This window comes from Thalassotalea profundi (assembly GCF_014653195.1).
GTDB lineage: Bacteria > Pseudomonadota > Gammaproteobacteria > Enterobacterales > Alteromonadaceae > Thalassotalea_B > Thalassotalea_B profundi.
Genome location: NZ_BNAH01000008.1, coordinates 92,330 through 111,980 on the forward strand (window position 1 = coordinate 92,330; position 19,651 = coordinate 111,980).

19 protein-coding genes are annotated in these 19,651 nt (G+C 36.8%); 7 read left to right on the forward strand and 12 right to left on the reverse strand.

The genetic code is table 11. The features are described from left to right. The first annotated feature begins 86 nt into the window (after positions 1–86). From cgtA to IE155_RS11030, 4 genes are all read left to right on the forward strand, one after another. The gene (cgtA, locus tag IE155_RS11015; RefSeq protein ID WP_189378314.1) at positions 87–1,250 is read left to right on the forward strand and encodes an Obg family GTPase CgtA; all 1,164 of its coding nucleotides are present in this window, start codon (positions 87–89) and stop codon (positions 1,248–1,250) included. Between the two features lie 115 nt (positions 1,251–1,365). After that, complete coding sequence (gene folA, locus IE155_RS11020) at positions 1,366–1,857, forward strand: type 3 dihydrofolate reductase (protein ID WP_189378315.1); 492 nt, start codon at positions 1,366–1,368, stop codon at positions 1,855–1,857. A gap of 24 nt (positions 1,858–1,881) precedes the next feature. After that, positions 1,882–2,772 (forward strand): radical SAM protein, encoded by an 891-nt coding sequence (locus tag IE155_RS11025; RefSeq protein WP_189378316.1) that lies wholly within the window; start codon positions 1,882–1,884, stop codon positions 2,770–2,772. A gap of 48 nt (positions 2,773–2,820) precedes the next feature. Further along, positions 2,821–3,183 (forward strand): DUF2750 domain-containing protein, encoded by a 363-nt coding sequence (locus IE155_RS11030; protein WP_189378317.1) that lies wholly within the window; start codon positions 2,821–2,823, stop codon positions 3,181–3,183. A gap of 82 nt (positions 3,184–3,265) precedes the next feature. Here IE155_RS11030 and IE155_RS11035 read toward each other — a convergent pair whose 3' ends face one another. The 7 genes from IE155_RS11035 to IE155_RS11065 all read right to left on the reverse strand — a co-directional run bounded on the left by IE155_RS11035 (position 3,266) and on the right by IE155_RS11065 (position 12,034). Beyond that, entirely contained in the window at positions 3,266–5,284 is a 2,019-nt protein-coding gene (locus tag IE155_RS11035) for a HAMP domain-containing methyl-accepting chemotaxis protein (protein ID WP_189378318.1), read from the reverse strand. A gap of 137 nt (positions 5,285–5,421) precedes the next feature. Further along, positions 5,422–6,243 (reverse strand): symmetrical bis(5'-nucleosyl)-tetraphosphatase, encoded by an 822-nt coding sequence (locus IE155_RS11040; RefSeq protein WP_189378319.1) that lies wholly within the window; start codon positions 6,241–6,243, stop codon positions 5,422–5,424. Between the two features lie 3 nt (positions 6,244–6,246). Beyond that, positions 6,247–6,639 carry a Co2+/Mg2+ efflux facilitator ApaG/CorD gene (apaG, locus tag IE155_RS11045; RefSeq protein WP_189378320.1) on the reverse strand — a complete coding sequence of 131 codons (393 nt, stop codon included), beginning with the start codon at positions 6,637–6,639 and terminating at the stop codon, positions 6,247–6,249. After that, positions 6,639–7,457: a 16S rRNA (adenine(1518)-N(6)/adenine(1519)-N(6))-dimethyltransferase RsmA gene (gene rsmA / locus IE155_RS11050; RefSeq protein WP_189378321.1), complete on the reverse strand. Its 819-nt coding sequence runs from the start codon at positions 7,455–7,457 to the stop codon at positions 6,639–6,641. Before rsmA ends, apaG begins: the two co-directional genes overlap by 1 nt. Before the next feature lie 10 nt (positions 7,458–7,467). Beyond that, positions 7,468–8,454, reverse strand: a complete 987-nt coding sequence (gene pdxA, locus IE155_RS11055) for a 4-hydroxythreonine-4-phosphate dehydrogenase PdxA (protein WP_189378390.1) — start codon at positions 8,452–8,454, stop codon at positions 7,468–7,470. Next, entirely contained in the window at positions 8,454–9,746 is a 1,293-nt protein-coding gene (gene surA, locus IE155_RS11060) for a peptidylprolyl isomerase SurA (RefSeq protein ID WP_189378322.1), read from the reverse strand. Before surA ends, pdxA begins: the two co-directional genes overlap by 1 nt. A 20-nt stretch (positions 9,747–9,766) precedes the next feature. Continuing rightward, positions 9,767–12,034 (reverse strand): LPS-assembly protein LptD, encoded by a 2,268-nt coding sequence (locus IE155_RS11065; protein ID WP_189378323.1) that lies wholly within the window; start codon positions 12,032–12,034, stop codon positions 9,767–9,769. A gap of 139 nt (positions 12,035–12,173) precedes the next feature. On the opposite strand from IE155_RS11065, the gene IE155_RS11070 reads away from it, so the two are divergent. The 3 genes from IE155_RS11070 to djlA are packed head-to-tail and all read left to right on the forward strand — an operon-like array spanning position 12,174 to position 14,756. Beyond that, positions 12,174–13,202 (forward strand): aminoglycoside phosphotransferase family protein, encoded by a 1,029-nt coding sequence (locus IE155_RS11070; RefSeq protein WP_189378324.1) that lies wholly within the window; start codon positions 12,174–12,176, stop codon positions 13,200–13,202. Continuing rightward, complete coding sequence (murU, locus tag IE155_RS11075) at positions 13,202–13,960, forward strand: N-acetylmuramate alpha-1-phosphate uridylyltransferase MurU (RefSeq protein WP_189378325.1); 759 nt, start codon at positions 13,202–13,204, stop codon at positions 13,958–13,960. The genes IE155_RS11070 and murU overlap by 1 nt, the downstream gene beginning before the upstream one ends. Beyond that, positions 13,953–14,756, forward strand: coding sequence for a co-chaperone DjlA (gene djlA, locus IE155_RS11080; RefSeq protein WP_229817234.1), 804 nt, complete (start codon positions 13,953–13,955; stop codon positions 14,754–14,756). The genes murU and djlA overlap by 8 nt, the downstream gene beginning before the upstream one ends. 45 nt (positions 14,757–14,801) lie before the next feature. On the opposite strand, the gene arsJ is transcribed toward djlA, so the two are convergent. From arsJ to IE155_RS11105, 5 genes are read right to left on the reverse strand one after another with little or no spacing between them, the layout of a single operon-like run. Then, positions 14,802–16,064 carry an organoarsenical effux MFS transporter ArsJ gene (arsJ, locus tag IE155_RS11085; protein WP_189378326.1) on the reverse strand — a complete coding sequence of 421 codons (1,263 nt, stop codon included), beginning with the start codon at positions 16,062–16,064 and terminating at the stop codon, positions 14,802–14,804. Between the two features lie 42 nt (positions 16,065–16,106). Beyond that, the gene (locus IE155_RS11090) at positions 16,107–17,129 is read right to left on the reverse strand and encodes an ArsJ-associated glyceraldehyde-3-phosphate dehydrogenase (RefSeq protein WP_189378327.1); all 1,023 of its coding nucleotides are present in this window, start codon (positions 17,127–17,129) and stop codon (positions 16,107–16,109) included. 43 nt (positions 17,130–17,172) lie between these two features. Then, positions 17,173–17,664, reverse strand: a complete 492-nt coding sequence (locus IE155_RS11095; protein ID WP_189378328.1) for a phosphatase domain-containing protein — start codon at positions 17,662–17,664, stop codon at positions 17,173–17,175. A 44-nt stretch (positions 17,665–17,708) separates the two neighbouring features. After that, entirely contained in the window at positions 17,709–18,725 is a 1,017-nt protein-coding gene (gene arsB / locus IE155_RS11100) for an ACR3 family arsenite efflux transporter (RefSeq protein WP_189378329.1), read from the reverse strand. Positions 18,726–18,741: 16 nt separating this feature from the next. Next, a complete protein-coding gene (locus IE155_RS11105; RefSeq protein ID WP_189378330.1) occupies positions 18,742–19,563 on the reverse strand; it encodes a metalloregulator ArsR/SmtB family transcription factor in 822 nt (273 codons plus the stop codon). Between the last annotated feature and the right edge of the window lie 88 nt (positions 19,564–19,651).

Below are 19,651 nucleotides of genomic sequence, written 5' to 3' on the forward strand. Positions count from 1 at the left end.
AAAATTAATTATGGATAGTTATTGTTAGTGGTAAAAATCGCTTATAATACCAGCATAGTAATGATATTGGAGTTTGTTAAAACACCATGAAATTTGTTGATGAAGTTGAAATTAGGGTTGAGGCTGGTGACGGCGGCAACGGCTGTGTAAGTTTTCGTAAAGAAAAGTACATAGAGTTTGGTGGCCCTAATGGCGGTGATGGTGGCGATGGCGGTGATGTTTATCTCATTGCTGATGAAAACCTAAATACCTTAATTGATTATCAATTTGAACGTTTTCATCGCGCTAAGCGTGGAGAAAATGGCAGAAGTCGTGATTGCACGGGAAAAAGCTCAGAGGCGCTTTATTTAAAGGTACCTATAGGTACGCGTGCTGTAGATATTGATACCGATGAGCAGCTGGGTGATTTAACCAAGCATGAACAAAAGCTTTTAGTTGCTAAAGGTGGGTGGCATGGTTTAGGTAATACACGCTTTAAAAGTAGTACTAATCGGGCCCCTCGTCAAAAAACTGATGGCACACCAGGGGAAATTCGTAATATTAAATTAGAGTTGTTACTACTTGCTGATGTTGGTTTACTTGGACTACCTAATGCGGGTAAATCTACATTAATACGCAGTGTGTCTGCAGCAAAACCCAAAGTAGCTGATTACCCTTTTACAACCTTAGTCCCTAATTTAGGGGTCGTAAGATTAAGTGCCGAACGTAGCTTTGTTATTGCAGATATTCCAGGGCTTATAGAAGGTGCTGCTGATGGTGCAGGTTTGGGAACGCAATTTTTAAAGCATTTAGAGCGTTGTCGAATTCTTCTGCATGTTGTTGATATTATGCCTGTCGATGGTTCTGATCCAATCGAAAACGCTAAGACTATTATTAATGAATTATCTCAGCATTCAGAAAAGTTAGCGTCTAAACCTCGATGGTTAATTTTCAATAAAATTGATTTAATGTTTGAAGATGAAGCAAAGGAAATTACTGATAAAATTATTGAAGCACTTGATTGGCAAGGCCCTGTTCATAGTATTTCGGCATTTAATAAATTAGGTACTGATACTTTGTGTACTCAAGTGATGGATTTTATTGACTCATTACCAGCAGTAGAAGATGAAATTAGTCCTGAAGATAAGTCGGTTGAATTTAAATGGGATACCTATCATCAAGACACAGTTAATGATCTTAATGATGATCTCGATGATGATGATGACTGGGATGAAGATGACTACGATGTAGAAGTTGAATACCGTAGGTAATTTTTTATTTGCTTTTAAAGGCGCAGTAACAATACTGCGCCTTTTTTGTTTAAGCGTACAGTGTTATCCCTTACACTATTGTTATTCGTTAACTTATTTGGAGCAGTGAGTTGTAATGACTATTCTCTCAATGATTGTTGCACATGCAGATAATCGTATTATTGGCAAAGACAATACCATGCCATGGCATTTACCAGCAGACCTTGCTTACTTTAAAAAAATAACCTTAGGTAAGCCCGTTATTATGGGACGTAAAACCTTTGAGTCTATTGGTCGTCCATTACCAGGTAGGCAGAATATTGTTATTTCGCGAGATGAAAGTTATCACGCAGATGGTGTTAAAACTGTGACTTCCGTTGAGCAAGCGCTCGAAGCGGCAGGTAAAGTGGAAGAGGTGATGGTTATCGGTGGCGGGGCTATTTATGCACATTGTTTGCCTTCGGCAGATCGTTTATATATTACTCATATTAAAGGCTCTATCGATGGTGATACCCAGTTTCCAGAGTATGATACGGGTAATCATTGGAAAAAAGTAAGTTGTGATCATTATCAAGCAGATGACAAAAATAGTTATGATCTAGGTTTTTGTGTTTATCACCGAGTTTAAGTGAGTATTTAATAGGCATATCTTATGTATCCGTTAAGTTATATTGAACCTGTTTTTAGACCACCGAGTGAGTGGAAAAGTTTAATTTTACAAGTCACTAATGGCTGTTCATGGAATAAGTGTACTTTTTGTGAAATGTATACTAGCGAGCCTAAAAATTTTCGTCCGAAAAAGTTAGAATTAATCGAACAGGAAATTGTTGAAGTTGCTTCGTCAAACTTACCTGTTGGGCGTGTTTTCTTAGCCGATGGTGATGCCATGATGTTACCGTTTGAGCGCTTAAAAGCGATCCTACTTTTAATTAAGCAATACTTTCCCCAAGTAACACGAGTGTCGAGTTATTGTTTACCTCGTAATTTAAAAAATAAAACCGTTGAGCAATTGTCGGAGCTACAGCGACTAGGTTTAAAATTACTTTATGTAGGTTGTGAGAGTGGTGATAACGAGGTTCTTGGTTTTATAAATAAGGGTGAAACGTTTGATAGTTCTGTCGTGGCATTAAAAAAAGTTAAAGCTGCTGGAATTAAAAGCTCTGTAATGATCCTTAATGGCTTAGGCGGTTCAAAGTATTCTCAGCAACATGCTATTAACTCTGCCAAATTAATGAACCTATGTCAGCCTGAATACTTATCTACATTAGTTGTGTCTTTTCCCTTAGGTCAAGAGCGGTTTGAACAAGGGTTTAATGATGATTTTATCCCGTTAAATCAACATGAATTATTTCAAGAAATGAAAATACTACTTGAGCATCTATCACTAGAAAAAACAATATTTCGTTCTGATCATGCCTCTAATTATTTGGTATTGAAAGGAGTGTTAGGACAAGATAAAGCAAACCTGCTTGCACAGGTTAATACAGCTTTATCATCTCCTGAGCGAATGCCTTTAAGGCAAGAATGGCAACGTGGTTTATAATTACATGTGCTGGAACAGATACTTTCTATAACTAACGAGAACCTTATTATGAGCCAAACAAATACCACTCTTTCTGCTTTTTTAGCCGAATGTCAGACATCACAAACGTTATGGGCATTACAAGATAAAGCGAGTGAAGATTGGGTTGTACTCGACTCTATAAATTTTGAAGACAGTGAAGTTATGCCTTTATGGTCTAGTAAATCATTAGCGCAAGCTCACTGTATCGATGAGTGGGCAAACTATATTCCATGTGAAATCAGCTTGGCAGATTGGTTTGAGTTTTGGGTTGAAGATTTAAACGAAGATAATGTCATCGTTGGAGTTGACTGGCAAAATGACGATGAATTTTTAGAAATGGAGCTAGCTGACTTTACTCAAGCTCTGGCTGAAATTGAATCGTTTAAATAATTGCTATATTGATGATTATTAAGTTTTTTGACTATAAAATAAAAAAACGCCTTTCGGCGTTTTTTTTTGGTTTTATACTTATTTAAAGTTTAAATTCTCTTACAGAAGATTGTAACTCTTCGGCTAAGCGAGCAACTTCACTGCTTGATTCAGCTGTTTGCTGTGAACCAGCTGTTGTTTGTTCCGCAATCGCCACAATGGATTCTAAGTTTTCACTAATTTCATGTGCAACCACACTTTGCTCTTCAGCTGCTGTTGCTATTTGAGAACTACGGTCAAATGCTTCATGCACTGCATGAGTGATTGTTTCTAATGCCGCTGTAGCTTCATCACTTTGGGCAACACAGTCTGCAGCTTGTCGTTTACCTGTTTCCATTACTGCAACAGCTTTATTAGCACCAGTTTGTAGTACTTCAATCATATCTCGAATTTCTTGGGTAGATTGTTGAGTTCTGCTGGCAAGTGTTCTCACCTCATCTGCAACAACAGCAAAACCACGACCATGTTCACCAGCACGTGCAGCCTCTATTGCAGCATTTAAAGCAAGCAGGTTAGTTTGGTCGGCAATGCTGCGAATTACATCCAAAATACCACCAATAGATGCACTATCTTGTTCAAGCTTATTAATAACAATAGATGCTTCATCAACTTCTCGTGCTAATAATTCAATAGTTGATTTGTTGCGTTCAGAAATAACTTTAACGCGCTCTGCTTCATCGTCTGCTTGCTTAATTTCACCTAACGCATCATTAGCGCCAGATAGAACACTTTGTGCCGTACTGCTCATTTCAGTAGTTGCAGAAGCTGCTTGTTCAACTTGCGTACGTTGCTCTTCAATAGCGGTTGTGCTTTGTGCTGTCACTGCTGATGTTTGTTCTGCGGCAGTTGCAAGTTGACTTGAACGGCTAACAATACCATGAATTAATGAGCGTAAGCTGTCTATTAAGGTATTACAATTACGTGACAGTGTTGCAAACTCATCTTTACCACTGTCATCTAATTTTCTTGATAAGTCACCAGAAGCAACAACATTAAGCATTTCATTTACTCGGCTTAATGGACGGGTAATACTAATTAATGTCGCCCAAGCAATTACAACGGCTAAAGCTATTGAAATAAGTAATATAATAATGGTTTGCGTTGTACCACTAGCGACTCTGCTTTGTACTAATTCACTGGTTTCATTAGTCGTGATATTTGCCATATCAACTTGCTTAGAAAGGAGTTCTTTTGCATGGTTAATATCAGCTTCAGAAGCCGCTAAACTCACTTTTGCGTTTTCTAATGCAGTTAATTGTGATTTTTTATAACGATAAATTCCATTTTCACTTGTTATAGATTCTTCGATTTGAGCCATAATAACATTGAATTCATTTGCAATGTCATCAGCGCCATTATTAATTAATTCATTAATAATTTCTTTAGATGCTCTGGTTACTTCCTCGTGAACTCGGCCTATTTCGCTTTCAATAAGTTCAACAGATGAAGGGTTTATGTTATCTCTATATTCAAAACCTGAAGAAACTAAACTATTAAATGATGTTTCAATAGATTCGCCTAACGATAAAGCGCGTTGAAGTTTCGTATCCGCTAAATCGTGGTCAGCTAAGTCAAGCATGAGTGTAGCAGCATCATCTGCTTTTTCTTCTAGTATATCAATAGCTGAAATCAGGTTGAGTTTACTGTTGATACTGTTTGTTCTATTTTCAAAAACTTGTTCGATATCTTTTTCAATTGATGCGTAAACCTCATCAACTTTTTTTAGGTTGTTCAACAGGTTTTTTTCTGCTTGTACAACAACGGTTAAATCTTTTAAACCAGAGGTGAAACTTGTTTGAAACTCTTTATACGACTCTTTATTTTTATTAAGTTCAACTAATTCAGTTTGATAAAAAGCTCTAAGAGTTAGCCCACCGATAGCAAATAAATCGCTAGCAAGTAAGTTACTTCCTTTTAATGTGGGGATCGCTAGTTCATTCTGAGTTGATGTGGCTTTTTCTATCGTATTTAAATTGACATACGACATTACACTTGATAACACAAGTAAAATTGAAATAATGGCGAAGCCGCCAATAATTTTCATTGCTACCGTTAGGTTCATTAAGCTCACCTTATTATGTACGTTAGTGAATATACAATTTTCGTATATTTATAATTTTTATTAATTAACTTTAAATCATAATGAGTAATATTTCACCCCTATTATGTATAAATCATATAAATTATTTTTTGATCTAATTAATTGTTTTTTATATTAATCGCATTCTGAGCATATAACTGGCGAGTTTCCCAATGGAGTAATGTTAAATGTTGCCCCCAAACACAGCCAGTATCGAGCGCAAAAGCATTTTTATGGGTAAAGTCACCTTGTAACGCTGCCCAATGACCAAAAATCCAGTAACATTGCTCAAGAGATTTAGATAAATGGAACCAAGGGATAATATTTTTGGGAGCTTTATTGGGTGGAACTTTGTAATTAAATTCCAATGAACCATCTGAAAAACAGTATCTCATACGAGTAAAAGCATTAATGGTATAGCGAAATTTTTGTTCATCTGTAATTGCGTCAACCCAAGAATTAGGTTGCTCCCCATACATTTTTTTTAACCATAAATTTCGTTCTGATGAACGCAATTTTTTTTGTGCGAGACGTGCTTGTTTTTCAGCTGTGACAATTGACCATTGTGGGCTTATGCCAGCATGTGACATATAAACATTTTCATTAGGTAACTTTCTTAATAAAGGTGTTTTGATAAGCCAATCAGCGATTTTATCAATATTAGGACTTGCGAGTAATTCGGTTAACTTATCTTGTTTCTTGACTTTTTTGTGACCAGCAATAATTGCTAGTAAATGTAAGTCGTGATTACCTAAAACAGCTTTAACGCATTCACCTAACGACATTAAATATTCAATAGTTGCAAGTGAATCAGGCCCTCTAGCCACCATATCACCTGCAACCCATAATTGGTCATGTTTTTTATTAAAATTGACTTGGCTTAGCAAGGCAATAAGCTCTTGATAACAACCTTGGATATCACCGACAAAATAAGTCGCCATCTTTTAATTAACGCAGTATGGTTGAGCTAATTGAAATATAGGAATGCTAACGCGAAATGAGTCATTCTTCTGAGTATGCATATTATAGTGGCCTTGCATGGTGCCAAAAGGAGTGTTTAAGTGACAACCACTGCTATATTGGTAGTGCCCCTTTGGTGGGATCACGGGTTGTTTACCTATAACCCCATCACCAGCGACTTCCATTTCTTTTCCTTCACCGTCGGTAATTAGCCAATACCTAGAAATGAGTTTTACAGCTTGGTCGCTTTTATTTTCAATGTTTACTGTATAACTAAAAACAAAAAGAGGGGTTCCTTGCTCAGTGAGTTTAGTGACAAACTCGCTATTTACAGAGACTTGAATTTTATTGGTTAGAGATTCTAGCTCAGCAGTCATTAGTCTGATTCTACAGGTGGGTTATCAGTAATAAAGTTAGCAAGTTTGATGAAATCTTCTAACGTTAAATTTTCAGGGCGAATGCTAGGGTCGATCTTTAACGACTCTAATTGCTCAGCACTTATTAGTTTTTTAAAACTATTTCTAATAGTTTTTCGACGCTGATTGAACGCAGCTAAACAAACGCGATTGAGAGATGATAGTTCCTTCACTGGATTTTTAATGGTTTTGTGAGGAATTAATCTTACGATAGCCGAATCCACTTTAGGTGGCGGGGTAAATGCTTCAGGACCAATTTCCATGACTGGTATTACTTGACACTGATATTGCGTCATAATAGATAAACGCCCATAAGATTTACGATCAGGTCCTGATGCCATACGCTCAACAACTTCTTTCTGCAACATAAAGTGCATGTCTTTTACTTGCGCTTTAAATGTAAGTAAATGAAAAATTAAAGGCGTTGAAATATTATAAGGCAAGTTACCAAAAATACGTAAGGGACGCTCTGGTGTAGCTAACTTTGCAAAGTCAAACTTTAATGCGTCTTGTTCATATATAGTAAGCTTTGGCGCTAAAAACGGGTGATGCTTTAATCGATGAGCTAAGTCTCTGTCTAATTCTACCACAGACAGTTGGCCCGCACGTTCAATAACAGGTTCGGTTAGTGCGCCAAGGCCTGGACCAATTTCAATCAAGTTTTCATTTGGTTCAGGATTGATTGCATCGACTATTTTACTAATGATAGCATCATTATTAAGAAAGTTTTGACCAAATCTTTTTTTTGCTTGATGGCCTAAATGGACATTTTTTTTCATTTTTAATGACTTAATTTTGGTTGTTAGCTAAGGCAATAGCGGTGTTGATTGCTTCATAAAAACTACCAGGATCGGCACCTTTTTTGCCTGCGAGCTCTAATGCTGTGCCGTGATCAACAGAGGTTCTAATAAAAGGCAGACCAAGAGTTATGTTTACTGACTTTCCAAAACCTTTATATTTTAATACGGGTAAACCTTGATCGTGAAACATACTTAAAATGGCATCTGCCTGATTTAGGTATTTTTCTTGAAAAATAGTGTCAGCAGGTAGAGGACCAATTAATTTCATACCTTCTGCTCTTAACTCATCTAAAGCAGGGATCACAACTTCAATTTCTTCACGCCCTAAATGACCATCTTCTCCAGCATGGGGGTTTATGCCACAAACATATATTTTAGGTTCTGGAATGCCAAACTTTTCAATTAGATCTTTATTTAATATTCTGGTAACTTTTTGTAGGCGCTCGCGCGTTATCGCTTTGGAAACATAAGCAAGTGGAATGTGAGTAGTGACTAAAGCAACGCGTAAACCTTCAGTAGCTAGCATCATAACCACATCTGAACAGTTGGCTTGGTGAGCAAAATATTCAGTATGACCACTAAATGGAATTCCGGCTTTATTGATTAAACCTTTATGAACAGGGCCTGTAACAACAGCGTCAAACTCACCTGTTATATTTTTTTCGCAGGCTAAACGTAAACTTTCAACAACATAGTGTCCATTTTCAGGGTTAAGTTCACCAGGTATACAAGGTGCATTTAATTCTAATGGTATGATAGTGAGAGTACCTGCCGCTTGAGGTGTAGCAGCTTCACTTTCATTGTAATTAGCTAATGCCAACGGTAAACCTAATTGCTGGGCACGTTCCTTTAATAAGGAGGGAGAGGCAACAACAACAATTTGTACAGGCCATGCTTTTTGAGCGATTGCAATTACAAGATCTGGACCAATACCCGCTGGTTCACCAGGGGTAATTACAATGCGTTTAGTCATAATTAGTTACTCGGTTCAAAAACTTCGATATAAGCTTCGTCGCGTAATTCTTTAATCCAACGAGTGCTTTCCATACCAAACTTACGTTGGTATAGCATTTGGTAAGCTTTATTCTCATTCATTTGTTTTGTAGCATCTAGAGTTCGACGGCCAGTAAGTTGAGCTAAGTGCCAACCAAACGAAGATCTAAAAGGTTTTTGTATTTCATCAACTTTTAAACTAGCGAGGGCATCTTTAAAAGCAGGATCATAAATACTAGGATCTGCCCAGCCTAAATCACCGCCTTTTACTGAAGTCGGTCCTTCTGAGTGCTCTTTAGCAAGTTCAGCAAAGTCAGCTTCACCAGCGATAATTTGCTCTCTAAAATCTTGAAGCATTGCTTCAGCTTTAGCTTCGCTTAAAATAATCGAAGGCTTAATAAGAATATGGCGAGCTCTTACTTCTTCTACCTCAACCACTTGACGACCACGAATATCTTTAACTTTTACGATACTAAAACCTAGTCCTGTTCGGATAGGGCCGATAATAGCGCCTTTTTCTTTACCTTCTATAATTTCAGAAAATAGTGTTGGCATTTCATTAATATTTTTCCAGCCCCAATCACCACCTTCTAATGCTTTATCTCCACCAGATGATGCGATAGCTATTTTTGCAAAATCACTGCCATTGTTAAGTAATTCTATTACTTTTTGCGCTCTATCCCTAGCGGCTGTCATATCTTCTTGTGTTGGCTCAGGTGGAAACTCAATTAATATATGACCTAAATGATATTCAACATCATTATTAGTTTGCTCTTTCATCGCGCTAAGTAAGTTAGATACTTCTTGAGGCGAAATGTAAATGCGGCGACGAAGGCTACCTCGTTTGACCTCACCTGTGATTAACTCGGTACGAATTGACTCACGAAACTTGTCATATTGAACACCATCGGCTTCAATGGTAGTTCGAAACTGTTCTAATGATAAGTTATTTTCCTGCGCCATACTTGTTAAAGTTGAGTCAAGTTGTGCATCGCTGATTTGAATCCCCATACGTTCGCCAATTTGTACCATTAATGCGTCATTAATAAGTTTATCCATAACTTGTACACGTAGAGCTGCATCTGAGGGTAAGTCTTGATTACTTTTAGCTGATTGATTTTTAACTGTTTGTATTAAGTCCCTTACTTCTGATTCTAATACAACACCTGAGTTGACTATAGCAGCAACTTTATCAATAACGACTTCTTGTGCAGAGGTTATTGCGCTAGTACAAAGTAAAAAAGCGCAGCTAATTAATTTTAATTTATTTTTCATGTAGGTAAATTTTCTTTAATCTAATTATTGAGAAAGTAAGGACGCTTGTAGCCAAAGATACTTGCGTTAAACATGTCTTCTGTATTCACTCTTGCTTTGCCTCCACTTAATCCTTTGATAACGAACTCTAACATAAAACCACTATCAAATTCATCGCGGTTTTCATTAATAAAGCCTTGCTCGTCAATTTTTGAATTAATATGGCGATGGTAAGCTATGCGAATAGCCCAACAACAACTTTCATACTGTAATCCTAAGTAGCTTTCTAAGCTACGTTTGTTTTGTAAATCTTGTGTCACTCGGCCGACAAATTGCCAATCTGGGTTCAATTGATAGCTTGTCAACACTGAAACTTGTTCAAGACTAGTACCTGAGACATTACTTGAGTAGCGATGGTTCAATTGAATTGTCTGATTATTTGAATATTGATAATCTAAGCTACTCTGACTCTTGTTTGTTGTATTAGTTTTTGTGTTGTATTGAATATCACTGCTAAACTGCCATTTACGACTAAACTGCCAAAAAACCTCTGAGGCTAATGCTGATTCATCTTCTGCAACATTTTTACCTGCGGTAATATTATCTTCATTTAAATAAACAATACGACCTAAACTGAGTCTAAATAGTTCATCGTTGCTTTGGGATAATATTCGGCTAGTAACCCCCCAAGAGTACTGATTAGCTTGTGCTATACGGTCAAGGCCGCTGAAGCGTTTATCGCGAAATAAACCGCTATAATCGTCTTGTAATACGGTTGTATCATACACGCCGATATTACTTTGATCTTTATTAGGAACATATAAATACTGTAATTGAGGCTCGAGTGTTTGTAAGAAATTTCCATCAAAAAGAGAGATGTCACGTTCTAAGTTGATACCGCCATGTAAACGTACTTTAGGAAGAGTACGGTTAACACTATCTTCAAGAAGACTGTTTACTGGAATGCGCTTTTGTTCATAGTGTGTTTGTAACAATTTAAATTCAGATGTTAAAAACCAAGCGGGGGTAGATAAGGGGAATATCGCGCCTGCTTCAATATGATAGCGTTCAGCTTCGGGGATATCTCTATCGCTAGATTTAAAACTAGTGAGCTCAGAATAAACATCAAACTGGCCATTTAAGAAAGGTAAAGCTGTCGTGCTTTTTATTTCTATATGAGGCAGTGTTTTATAACTGGCTTTATGATCACCTAGGACCTCAAAATCTTGAAATTGCATTTTTGCTTGCCAAGTTTCACCAAAATAGGCTAATTCACCTACTTGATACAAATAAGCGTCATTGGCATTATATTGCTCAGTATCTAAATCGACGAGGTAATTGTCATCACTTATAGTTGTGTAATCTACATAGGCTCTAAAGCGTTCAGAAAAAGTACCCACATGTTCGAAACGTGCGAGATAGCGAGGATCTTGATTAATTTTTAAATTATTGTCTTTATCTAAATATTCTAGGTTAATTTCACCTGATTGTTGTCCCGATAAATAACGGAATTCGGTTAACAGCTGTAATCCTCGTTTAGAAATCAGCCGAGGGGTAACAGTAGCATCCATATTTTCAGCGATGTTGAAATAATAAGGTACTTCAACAATTAGACCTGATTGGTTTGATGATTTCACTACAGGATAAAGGAAACCTGACTTACGTTCGTTGGTTACTGGAAAAGAGATATAGGGGATATAAAGTACAGGTATATCAAATAACTTGATGCGAGCATGGTAAGCTTCCCCCAAATTATCCTTAGCAGAAATATTAATTTCGCTAGCTTCTATTTGCCAATCAGGAACTTCACCGTAACAAGTGGTAAAGCTTGAATCCATAAGCTTTAAAGTACCATCTAAATTTACATAAATACTGCCAGCACTTCCGTGTCCAGGGTTTCCATTGAGTTGATATGCACTATCAAGTAATTGCGTTTCTTGTGTTTGTTCACTTGCCATTAACTTTGAAGCAAATACATTAATTCCTTGATTCTGAAAATGTATATCGCCTAAAGCCGAAATAGATTCGGTCTGACGATTAATTGTTAATTCGTTGGCATTAATAGCGTGATTATTATTCATCAATGTAACGCCCCCAGAAAAAGAGGCTTGCTGATTCTTAATAATATTTGAATTTTGTGAGAAAATAGTGACTGCGTTGTCTTTTGCATCTGAAGCACGGTTATCAATAGGCGCGTAAACAGGGATTGGGCAAGAGCGAATGTCAGGCACAGAAGAATTTTCTTGGGCAGAGCTTTGGCTTAGGTAAAGCAAAGCGAAAAGCGAAAAAGTTCTGCGAAAAAAAAGCATTTAATATCCGATAAATAGGTTTCTGAAAAAAAGTACCAAGCAAGATTGCATATTTTACCGTTAAATTCTGAAATAATATAGCAATTTTCTTTATCAGCTTAATTGGTTATATTGTACAAAATTATTATGGAGTGTTGATTTGATAGAAGATGTTCGTCAATCGCAATTAATTACTTGGCTTAGCGAAGTATTTTCGGCTAAAAAAATAGTGCTATTAGCGATGAATGGTGATGCTGGCTTTAGAAGGTATTTCCGTTTTAAATATAAAAATCAAATATTTATAGCTGTAGACTCCCCAGCACAATGGTGTAATAACGTTGCCTTTAATAAAATTCAACATCTGTTACAGGAAGCGAATATACAAGTTCCCCAAATAATTGCTGAAAATAAAAGTGAAGGTTTTTTTTGTTTATCTGATTTAGGTGATACTTTATTGAGTGATATTGTCTCTCTAGAGACAATGGCGTTTTATTATCAGCAAGCGATAGCTATTTTACCTAAAATATCGAAATTACCGTGTGAAAGCTTTCCTGTTTTTGATGAGAGCTTTATTCAAACAGAATTAAATATTTTTGTTGAATGGTTACTTAATGAGCATTTAGCGATAGTGTTAACTGACCAAGAAAACTTCCAACTTGAACAATGTTTTGCTGTGTTAATAGACAATGCATTGTCACAGCCTCAAGTGACAATGCATAGGGATTATCATAGTCGAAATATCATGCAAACAGCGGATAAACAGCTAGCAATTATTGATTTTCAAGATGCTGTTCGCGGTCCTATTACCTACGATATCGTGTCATTATTAAGAGATTGTTATCTTAAGTGGCCTAATGAAAATGTATCAGAACTTTTAGACCATTTTATTGCGTTACAAACGGTCGAGCACAACTTAACCGGTATATCGAAGGAACAATGGCAAATTTGGTTTGATTTAATGGGATTACAGCGCCATATAAAAGCCAGTGGTATTTTTGCAAGGCTATATCATAGAGACAATAAAACGAGTTATTTAAAAGATATTCCATTAACACTCTCTTACATTGTTGATATTAGTAGCCAGTATGATTCGTTAACCTTTTTAGCTAAATTAGTGTCAGAAAAAGTATTACCTAAATTAGCGAAGTTAACTTCAAAACCTCTTAATGTTGTTAGGGAATACCAATAGTGAAAGCCATGATCTTAGCTGCAGGAAGGGGAGAGCGCTTAAAACCACTAACAGATCATACACCAAAACCTTTATTAGAAGTTAATGGTATGCCGTTAATTGAGCACCATATTATTAAATTGGCTTCAGTGGGGATTACCGATATTGTGATCAATTTGGCATGGTTAGGTGACAAGATAGAACAATATTTACAAGATGGTAGTCGTTGGAATGTTAAATTACATTATAGTAGGGAAAAGCCGTATGCGCTCGAAACTGCGGGTGGGATTATAAAAGCTTTGCCTTTGTTGGTTAACCATCAAGATGAATGCGCTAAAGAAGAGACTTTCTTGGTTGTCAATGGTGATATTTATGTGGATTATGATTTTAGTGAATTACCGATATTATCTAACACAGATTTAGCACATTTATGGTTAGTGCCAAATCCTGCGCATAACTTAACAGGCGATTTTTATCTAATCGATAACAAAATCTCGCTACTGCCAGCGACTCATGATGAGTTAGAAACTCAAGCTCAAGATAGTCAAATACCTAACTATACCTTCAGTGGCATTGGCTTATATAAAGCTAAATTTTTCTATCAATTATTAGCAGATACAAACAATGAAAAAGATAATGTGATGAAATTAGGTCCAAGTTTAAAGAATTATGCAAATCAAGGTTTGATTAAAGGCGAACTACTCACGTGTTATTGGACTGATGTAGGAACACCTGAGAGATTAAAGCAAGTAAACACTTATTTGGGAGCACATGAGTAATATGCGTATTTGGGGAAAAGTTTTCGGCTTTTTATTTGGGTTAATGCTTAGCAAGAATATATTTGGTGCTTTATTGGGGGCATGGATTGGCCATAAGTTTGATAAAGGTTTATCGTTTGATTTTGATGCTTTAAATCAAAAAAATGAAGGACAGCGCCAACAAGTATTTTTCTACACAAGTTTTGCAGTTATGGGTTATATCGCTAAAGCTGATGGTCGTGTATCGGCACATGAAATCGCCTTTGCTAATGCCTATATGGACAAACTTGGTTTAGATACTCATTTAAGACAGCAAGCCCAAGATGCCTTTAATGAAGGTAAAATGGCAGGATTTCCTTTAGATGAAGAATTAAACAAGTTAAAAAAATATTGTTATAACCGCCAAGATCTCATGTTGATGTTTTTGGAAATTCAAATACAAGTAGCTTTTGCTGATGGTGAATTAGGCAACGAAGAGCGCACGGCACTTCATCGTATTGCTAAGCAATTAGGCTTTTCAGTTAGTCAACTAGATCAGCTTTTAGAGATGATTATTGCCGGAGCTCAATTTAATCAAAATCGCGGCAGTGCCAGTCAAAGTACAAGTAAACAACAATTAGAGAATGCATATAAATTATTAGGTGTTAATGCGAGTGATAGCGCACAAGTGATTAAAAAGGCCTACCGGAAACAAATGTCTCAGCACCATCCTGATAAACTGGTTGCGAAAGGCTTACCACCTGAAATGATGGAAATAGCCAAACAAAAAGCGCAAGATATTCAAGCTGCCTATGAGCTAATAGGAAAACAAAAATAAATGACCTGAACTTATTATTTACAATTTAATAGGTTCAGGTACTGTTTATATTGTTAGTTTTTCTTCAACGTTTTTATCGCTAGGTAGGGCTAAAGAGATTAATGCTGCTAATACAATAAATGCGCTTGAGATCCACAAACAGGCAGCTAATCCATACTCTTGATATACCCAACCAGAAAGTATTGTGCCTATTAATCTACCCATTGCATTAGCCATGTAGTAAAAACCAACATCTAATGATACGCCGTCTCTTCCTGCATAACTAACAATAAGGTAGCTATGTAGCGAAGAATTAATAGCGAATACAGCACCAAAAATCAATAAGCCAATGACAATTGAGATCTGAATATAAAAATTAAACTGCAACGCAAGGGCAATTAATACGGGTATTACTGTTAAGTAACTTGCCCATAAAAATGCCGATCGGCCTGAAGGTGCTTGTTTATTTTTAGTCTTTGTATCGCTAGTTTTGTTACCAGTGATTAGAGGAGCAATTGATTGAACAATGCCATAACCGATTACCCAACTTGCCATAAAACTACCCACCCACCAGTGATCCCAGGTAAACGTTACTGCTAAAAATACCGGTAATGCCACGACAAACCAAACATCTCTAGCACCAAATAAAAACATTCGTGCGGCAGATAAACTATTTATTGCACGACTCTTAGAGAAAATATCGTTAAATTTCGGTTTATTATCTGCTTTGCCTAAATCTTCTTTTAATGAAATTAAGCTAAAGAACCACACGGCAGTTAACATGATAGCCATTAGGATCACAGCACCTTTAAACTCAAATAATGTGAGTAATAAGCCACCGAGAAAAAAGCCAACCCCTTTTAACGCGTTTTTAGAGCCAGTTAAAATGGCGACCCATTGATAAAGCTTTCCTTCTGCATTGGCTGGTACAAGAAGTTTTATCGAGCTTTTTGCACTCATTTTATTGAGATCTTTTGCAATGCCAGATAAAGCTTGTGCTGCCATAACATAAACGACTGTTAGCATTTCTGCGGGAACAGCTAGCATAGCTAATGCGATAATTTGGAGTGCTAAGCCAATATTCATGGTTTTATTTAAACCAAGTCTAGCCCCGAGCCAGCCGCCAATAAGATTGGTGATCACGCCAAATATTTCATAAAACAAAAATAGCATAGCAATACTTAATGGGCTGTAACCTAATTGATGGAAATACAGCACCACTAACATGCGAAGCGCGCCATCGGTTAAGGTAAATGCCCAATAATTACCGGTTATTATTAAGTACTGCTTTATCTGGGGTGATAATGTTTTTAACGATAAAAGTCCCATGTAAGCTGGCTTCCTCTTTCGACTCAATTAAACTAGATTGCCTTAAACAAGATCAGCCAATCCAACCTTACGGGCAAGCTCTGCGGTTCTATTGGCATAGCCCCATTCATTGTCGTACCATACGTACAGTTTTACTTGTGTATCGTTAACTACCATGGTGGATAATGCATCAATAATGCCTGAGCGGGGGTCAGTTTTATAATCGATGGACACTAGAGGGCGTTCTTCAAAGCCCAAAATACCGTTAAGCTCGTTATCTGCAGCATTTTGTAATAATTGGTTCACCTCTTTTACAGTGGTGTTTCTATTGACTTCAAAGACACAGTCAGTAATAGAGGCGTTAGTTAACGGTACTCGTATCGCATGACCATTGAGCTTGCCTTTAAGCTCAGGAAATATATGCGTAATAGCGGTAGCTGATCCTGTAGTCGTTGGAATTAAACTTGTACCGCATGAACGTGCGCGACGTAAGTCTTTATGAGGCGCATCAATTATTGTTTGCGTGTTAGTAATGTCATGTATTGTAGTTATTGAACCATGTTTTATCCCTATTTTCTCATGAATAACCTTTACAACAGGCGCTAAACAATTGGTGGTACAAGAGGCTGCAGTCACAATGGGCTGGCTATTTTTATCGTATAAGTTGTCGTTGACCCCCATAACAATATTGAGTACGCCTTCTTCTTTTACAGGGGCTGTAACTACAACGCGTTTAACTCCCTGATCTAAATATGCTTGTAACAGAGCTTTGGTTTTTATTTTTCCTGATGCTTCAATAACAACATCACATTTCGACCAATCGGTATCTTGTGTTGCTTTATTTTGTGTGCAAAGGATCGGTTGACCATTAATGACCATGTAGTTGCCACTTTTTGTTGATTCACTTGTTGCTTCGTGATGCCAACGGCCATGAACCGAATCAAAATTCATCAAATGTGCAAGTGTTTCTGCGTTACCAGCAGGATCGTTTATATGCACTATTTCAACATCATTCCAATCAAATGCTGCACGCATTGACAAGCGACCCATACGACCAAAACCGTTAATACCTATTTTAATTGCCATCATTTACACCTTAAAAATTGCTAAATATTAATCGACATATCCACTATAGATATGAATTAAAATACTCACGTTGAACCTTGTTTTTTAATGCATTAGGTCGTATTTTTTGTACTTCCTTGACGACCTTCTCACTCGGCCAACCAAAAGCTAAAAGTATCAACCCAATCACTAAACCTGTGCGGCCTGAACCACCTTTACAATGAACTGCAATAACGCCGTTATTGTTTAATAAATCAATTATGTTTTGTTTATGAGCTTGCCATACGTCTTCAAACACTTGATTAGGTGCAGCATCATCTGAAATTGGTAATTGAAGCCACTCTATATCCTGATTTGCGCATTCATTAGGTATCGATAACGCAGAGTTTTTTTCAATTTCTTCATCAAACATCAATGTAATAAGCATATTGGTGCCTGCGGCTTTGAGCGTTGTTATCGCACTGTTTACAGTTGTCTCTTTAGTACCAGGGCAAGGTGTAAAAATAAGCCTAGCACCATTTGCTAACACTAGCGTGTCATAGGGATGTTTCAACATTATTAACTCCAAAGATAAGATAAGTGATGGGCATACATAGTGCTCTATTTAAACCAGTGTTGAGTGCGATTAATAATATAAACTAATGACAGCATAACGGGCACTTCAACCAATACGCCAACAACTGTTGCTAATGCAGCGCCAGAATGTAAGCCAAATAAAGAAATAGCCACAGCAACAGCGAGTTCAAAAAAGTTTGATGTACCAATTAGACATGCAGGCCCTGCGATATTGTGTGGAAGCTTCATCCATTTTGCCGCTAAATAAGCAATAAGAAATATCCCGTAAGTTTGAATCATTAATGGAATAGCAATTAAACCTATAGTTTCAGGCTCATTGATAATTGTATTGGCTTGAAAACCAAATAATAAAACAACGGTAGCGAGCAAGCCGATCACAGACCAGGGCTTTAATGCTGATAAAAACTGAGAAAGAGATTTTTCACCTTCCCCACGGTTTAATAGTTTTCGAGTGATAATTCCTGCAACCAAGGGGAGTAACACATAGAGTACGACAGAAATCAGTAAGGTTTCCCATGGCACTTGAATATCACTAACGCCTAATAAAAGCGCTGAAATAGGGGCAAAGGCAAATATCATAATCACGTCGTTTACTGACACTTGCACTAAGGTGTAGTTAGGATCACCTTTAGTCAGTTGTGACCATACAAATACCATGGCTGTACAAGGTGCTACGCCAAGTAAAATCATACCGGCGATATATTCTTGTGCTGATGCAGGATCGACTAAGTCGGCAAATAAAAAGTTAAAAAATAACCAACCTAAAGCTGCCATAGTAAAAGGTTTTATCAGCCAATTTATGATAATAGTTAATATCAAGCCTCTTGGATTTTTACCGACATCTTTAATTGCAGAAAAATCTATTTGTATCATCATCGGGTATATCATCACCCAAATAAATACGGCTACAGCGATATTGACATGCGCAATTTCAAAATTTGCAATTGCTTGGAACACTTCAGGTTGCCATAGGCCTAAAGTAACGCCAATTATTATGCTTAAACCTACCCAAACAGATAAGTATCGTTCAAAAATTCCCATAGGTACTCCTTAAGCTTTATTTACAAACACTTGTTTTGTTAGGTCTGCTTTTCATATTGTTTAAACGCTGAAGCTCTAAATTTATTAGGGCCACATTATTTTCTGTAGTTTGGGCAATGATATTTTTTGTCCAAAGAGGTAATTCTGGATTAATACGATAAAATACCCATTTTCCATGTTTTCGATCGGTAATTATTTTTGATTTTTTTAGCACTGCTAAGTTACGAGAAACCTTAGGTTGGCTTTTTTCGTCTAGGGCTTGCATTAATTCACAAACACAAAGCTCTCCGTGATAGTGCGTTAGCATTAAGGTTTTTAAACGGATTTCATCGGTCAAACTTTTATAAAATTTTAATGGATCAAAACCTTCAGAGGCACTATCACTATCTTCATTTAAAGTGATTTCTGACGGAGTTTCCTGATTGTTATTATTAAGAGCTTTGTCTTCTACCAATAAAAACATAGATAGGCGATTGTTTAATTCGTTTAATGTGGTGGAGAACGGATTAGTATCTGTACGTGTTTTAGGATCAGGAAAATCCCAAGCAAGTTGTTTACCTGCGTTTGGGTAACTTCTACATTCACTATTAGCTTTATCGCAAAGCGTGATTACATAATCAAAAATTTGTCCTTTGAATTCATCAACATTTTTAGAAATTAGCTCGCTTGTATCTAAACCAAATTTATTTAGTGCCTCGAGTGTTCTAACGTCGATATCATCAGGGGCTGTACCGGCACTATAAACGTCGTATTTATCTCCTGCTTTATGGCGTAATAATGCTTCTGCCATTTGAGAGCGAGCAGAATTTCCAGTGCAAAGGAATAGAACTTTTTTCATTGATGTTGCCTTAACGATTCACAAGTAATTAAAAGTATCTTTAGATGAATATTTTTATATATATGAAATATTATATATATGAAATATT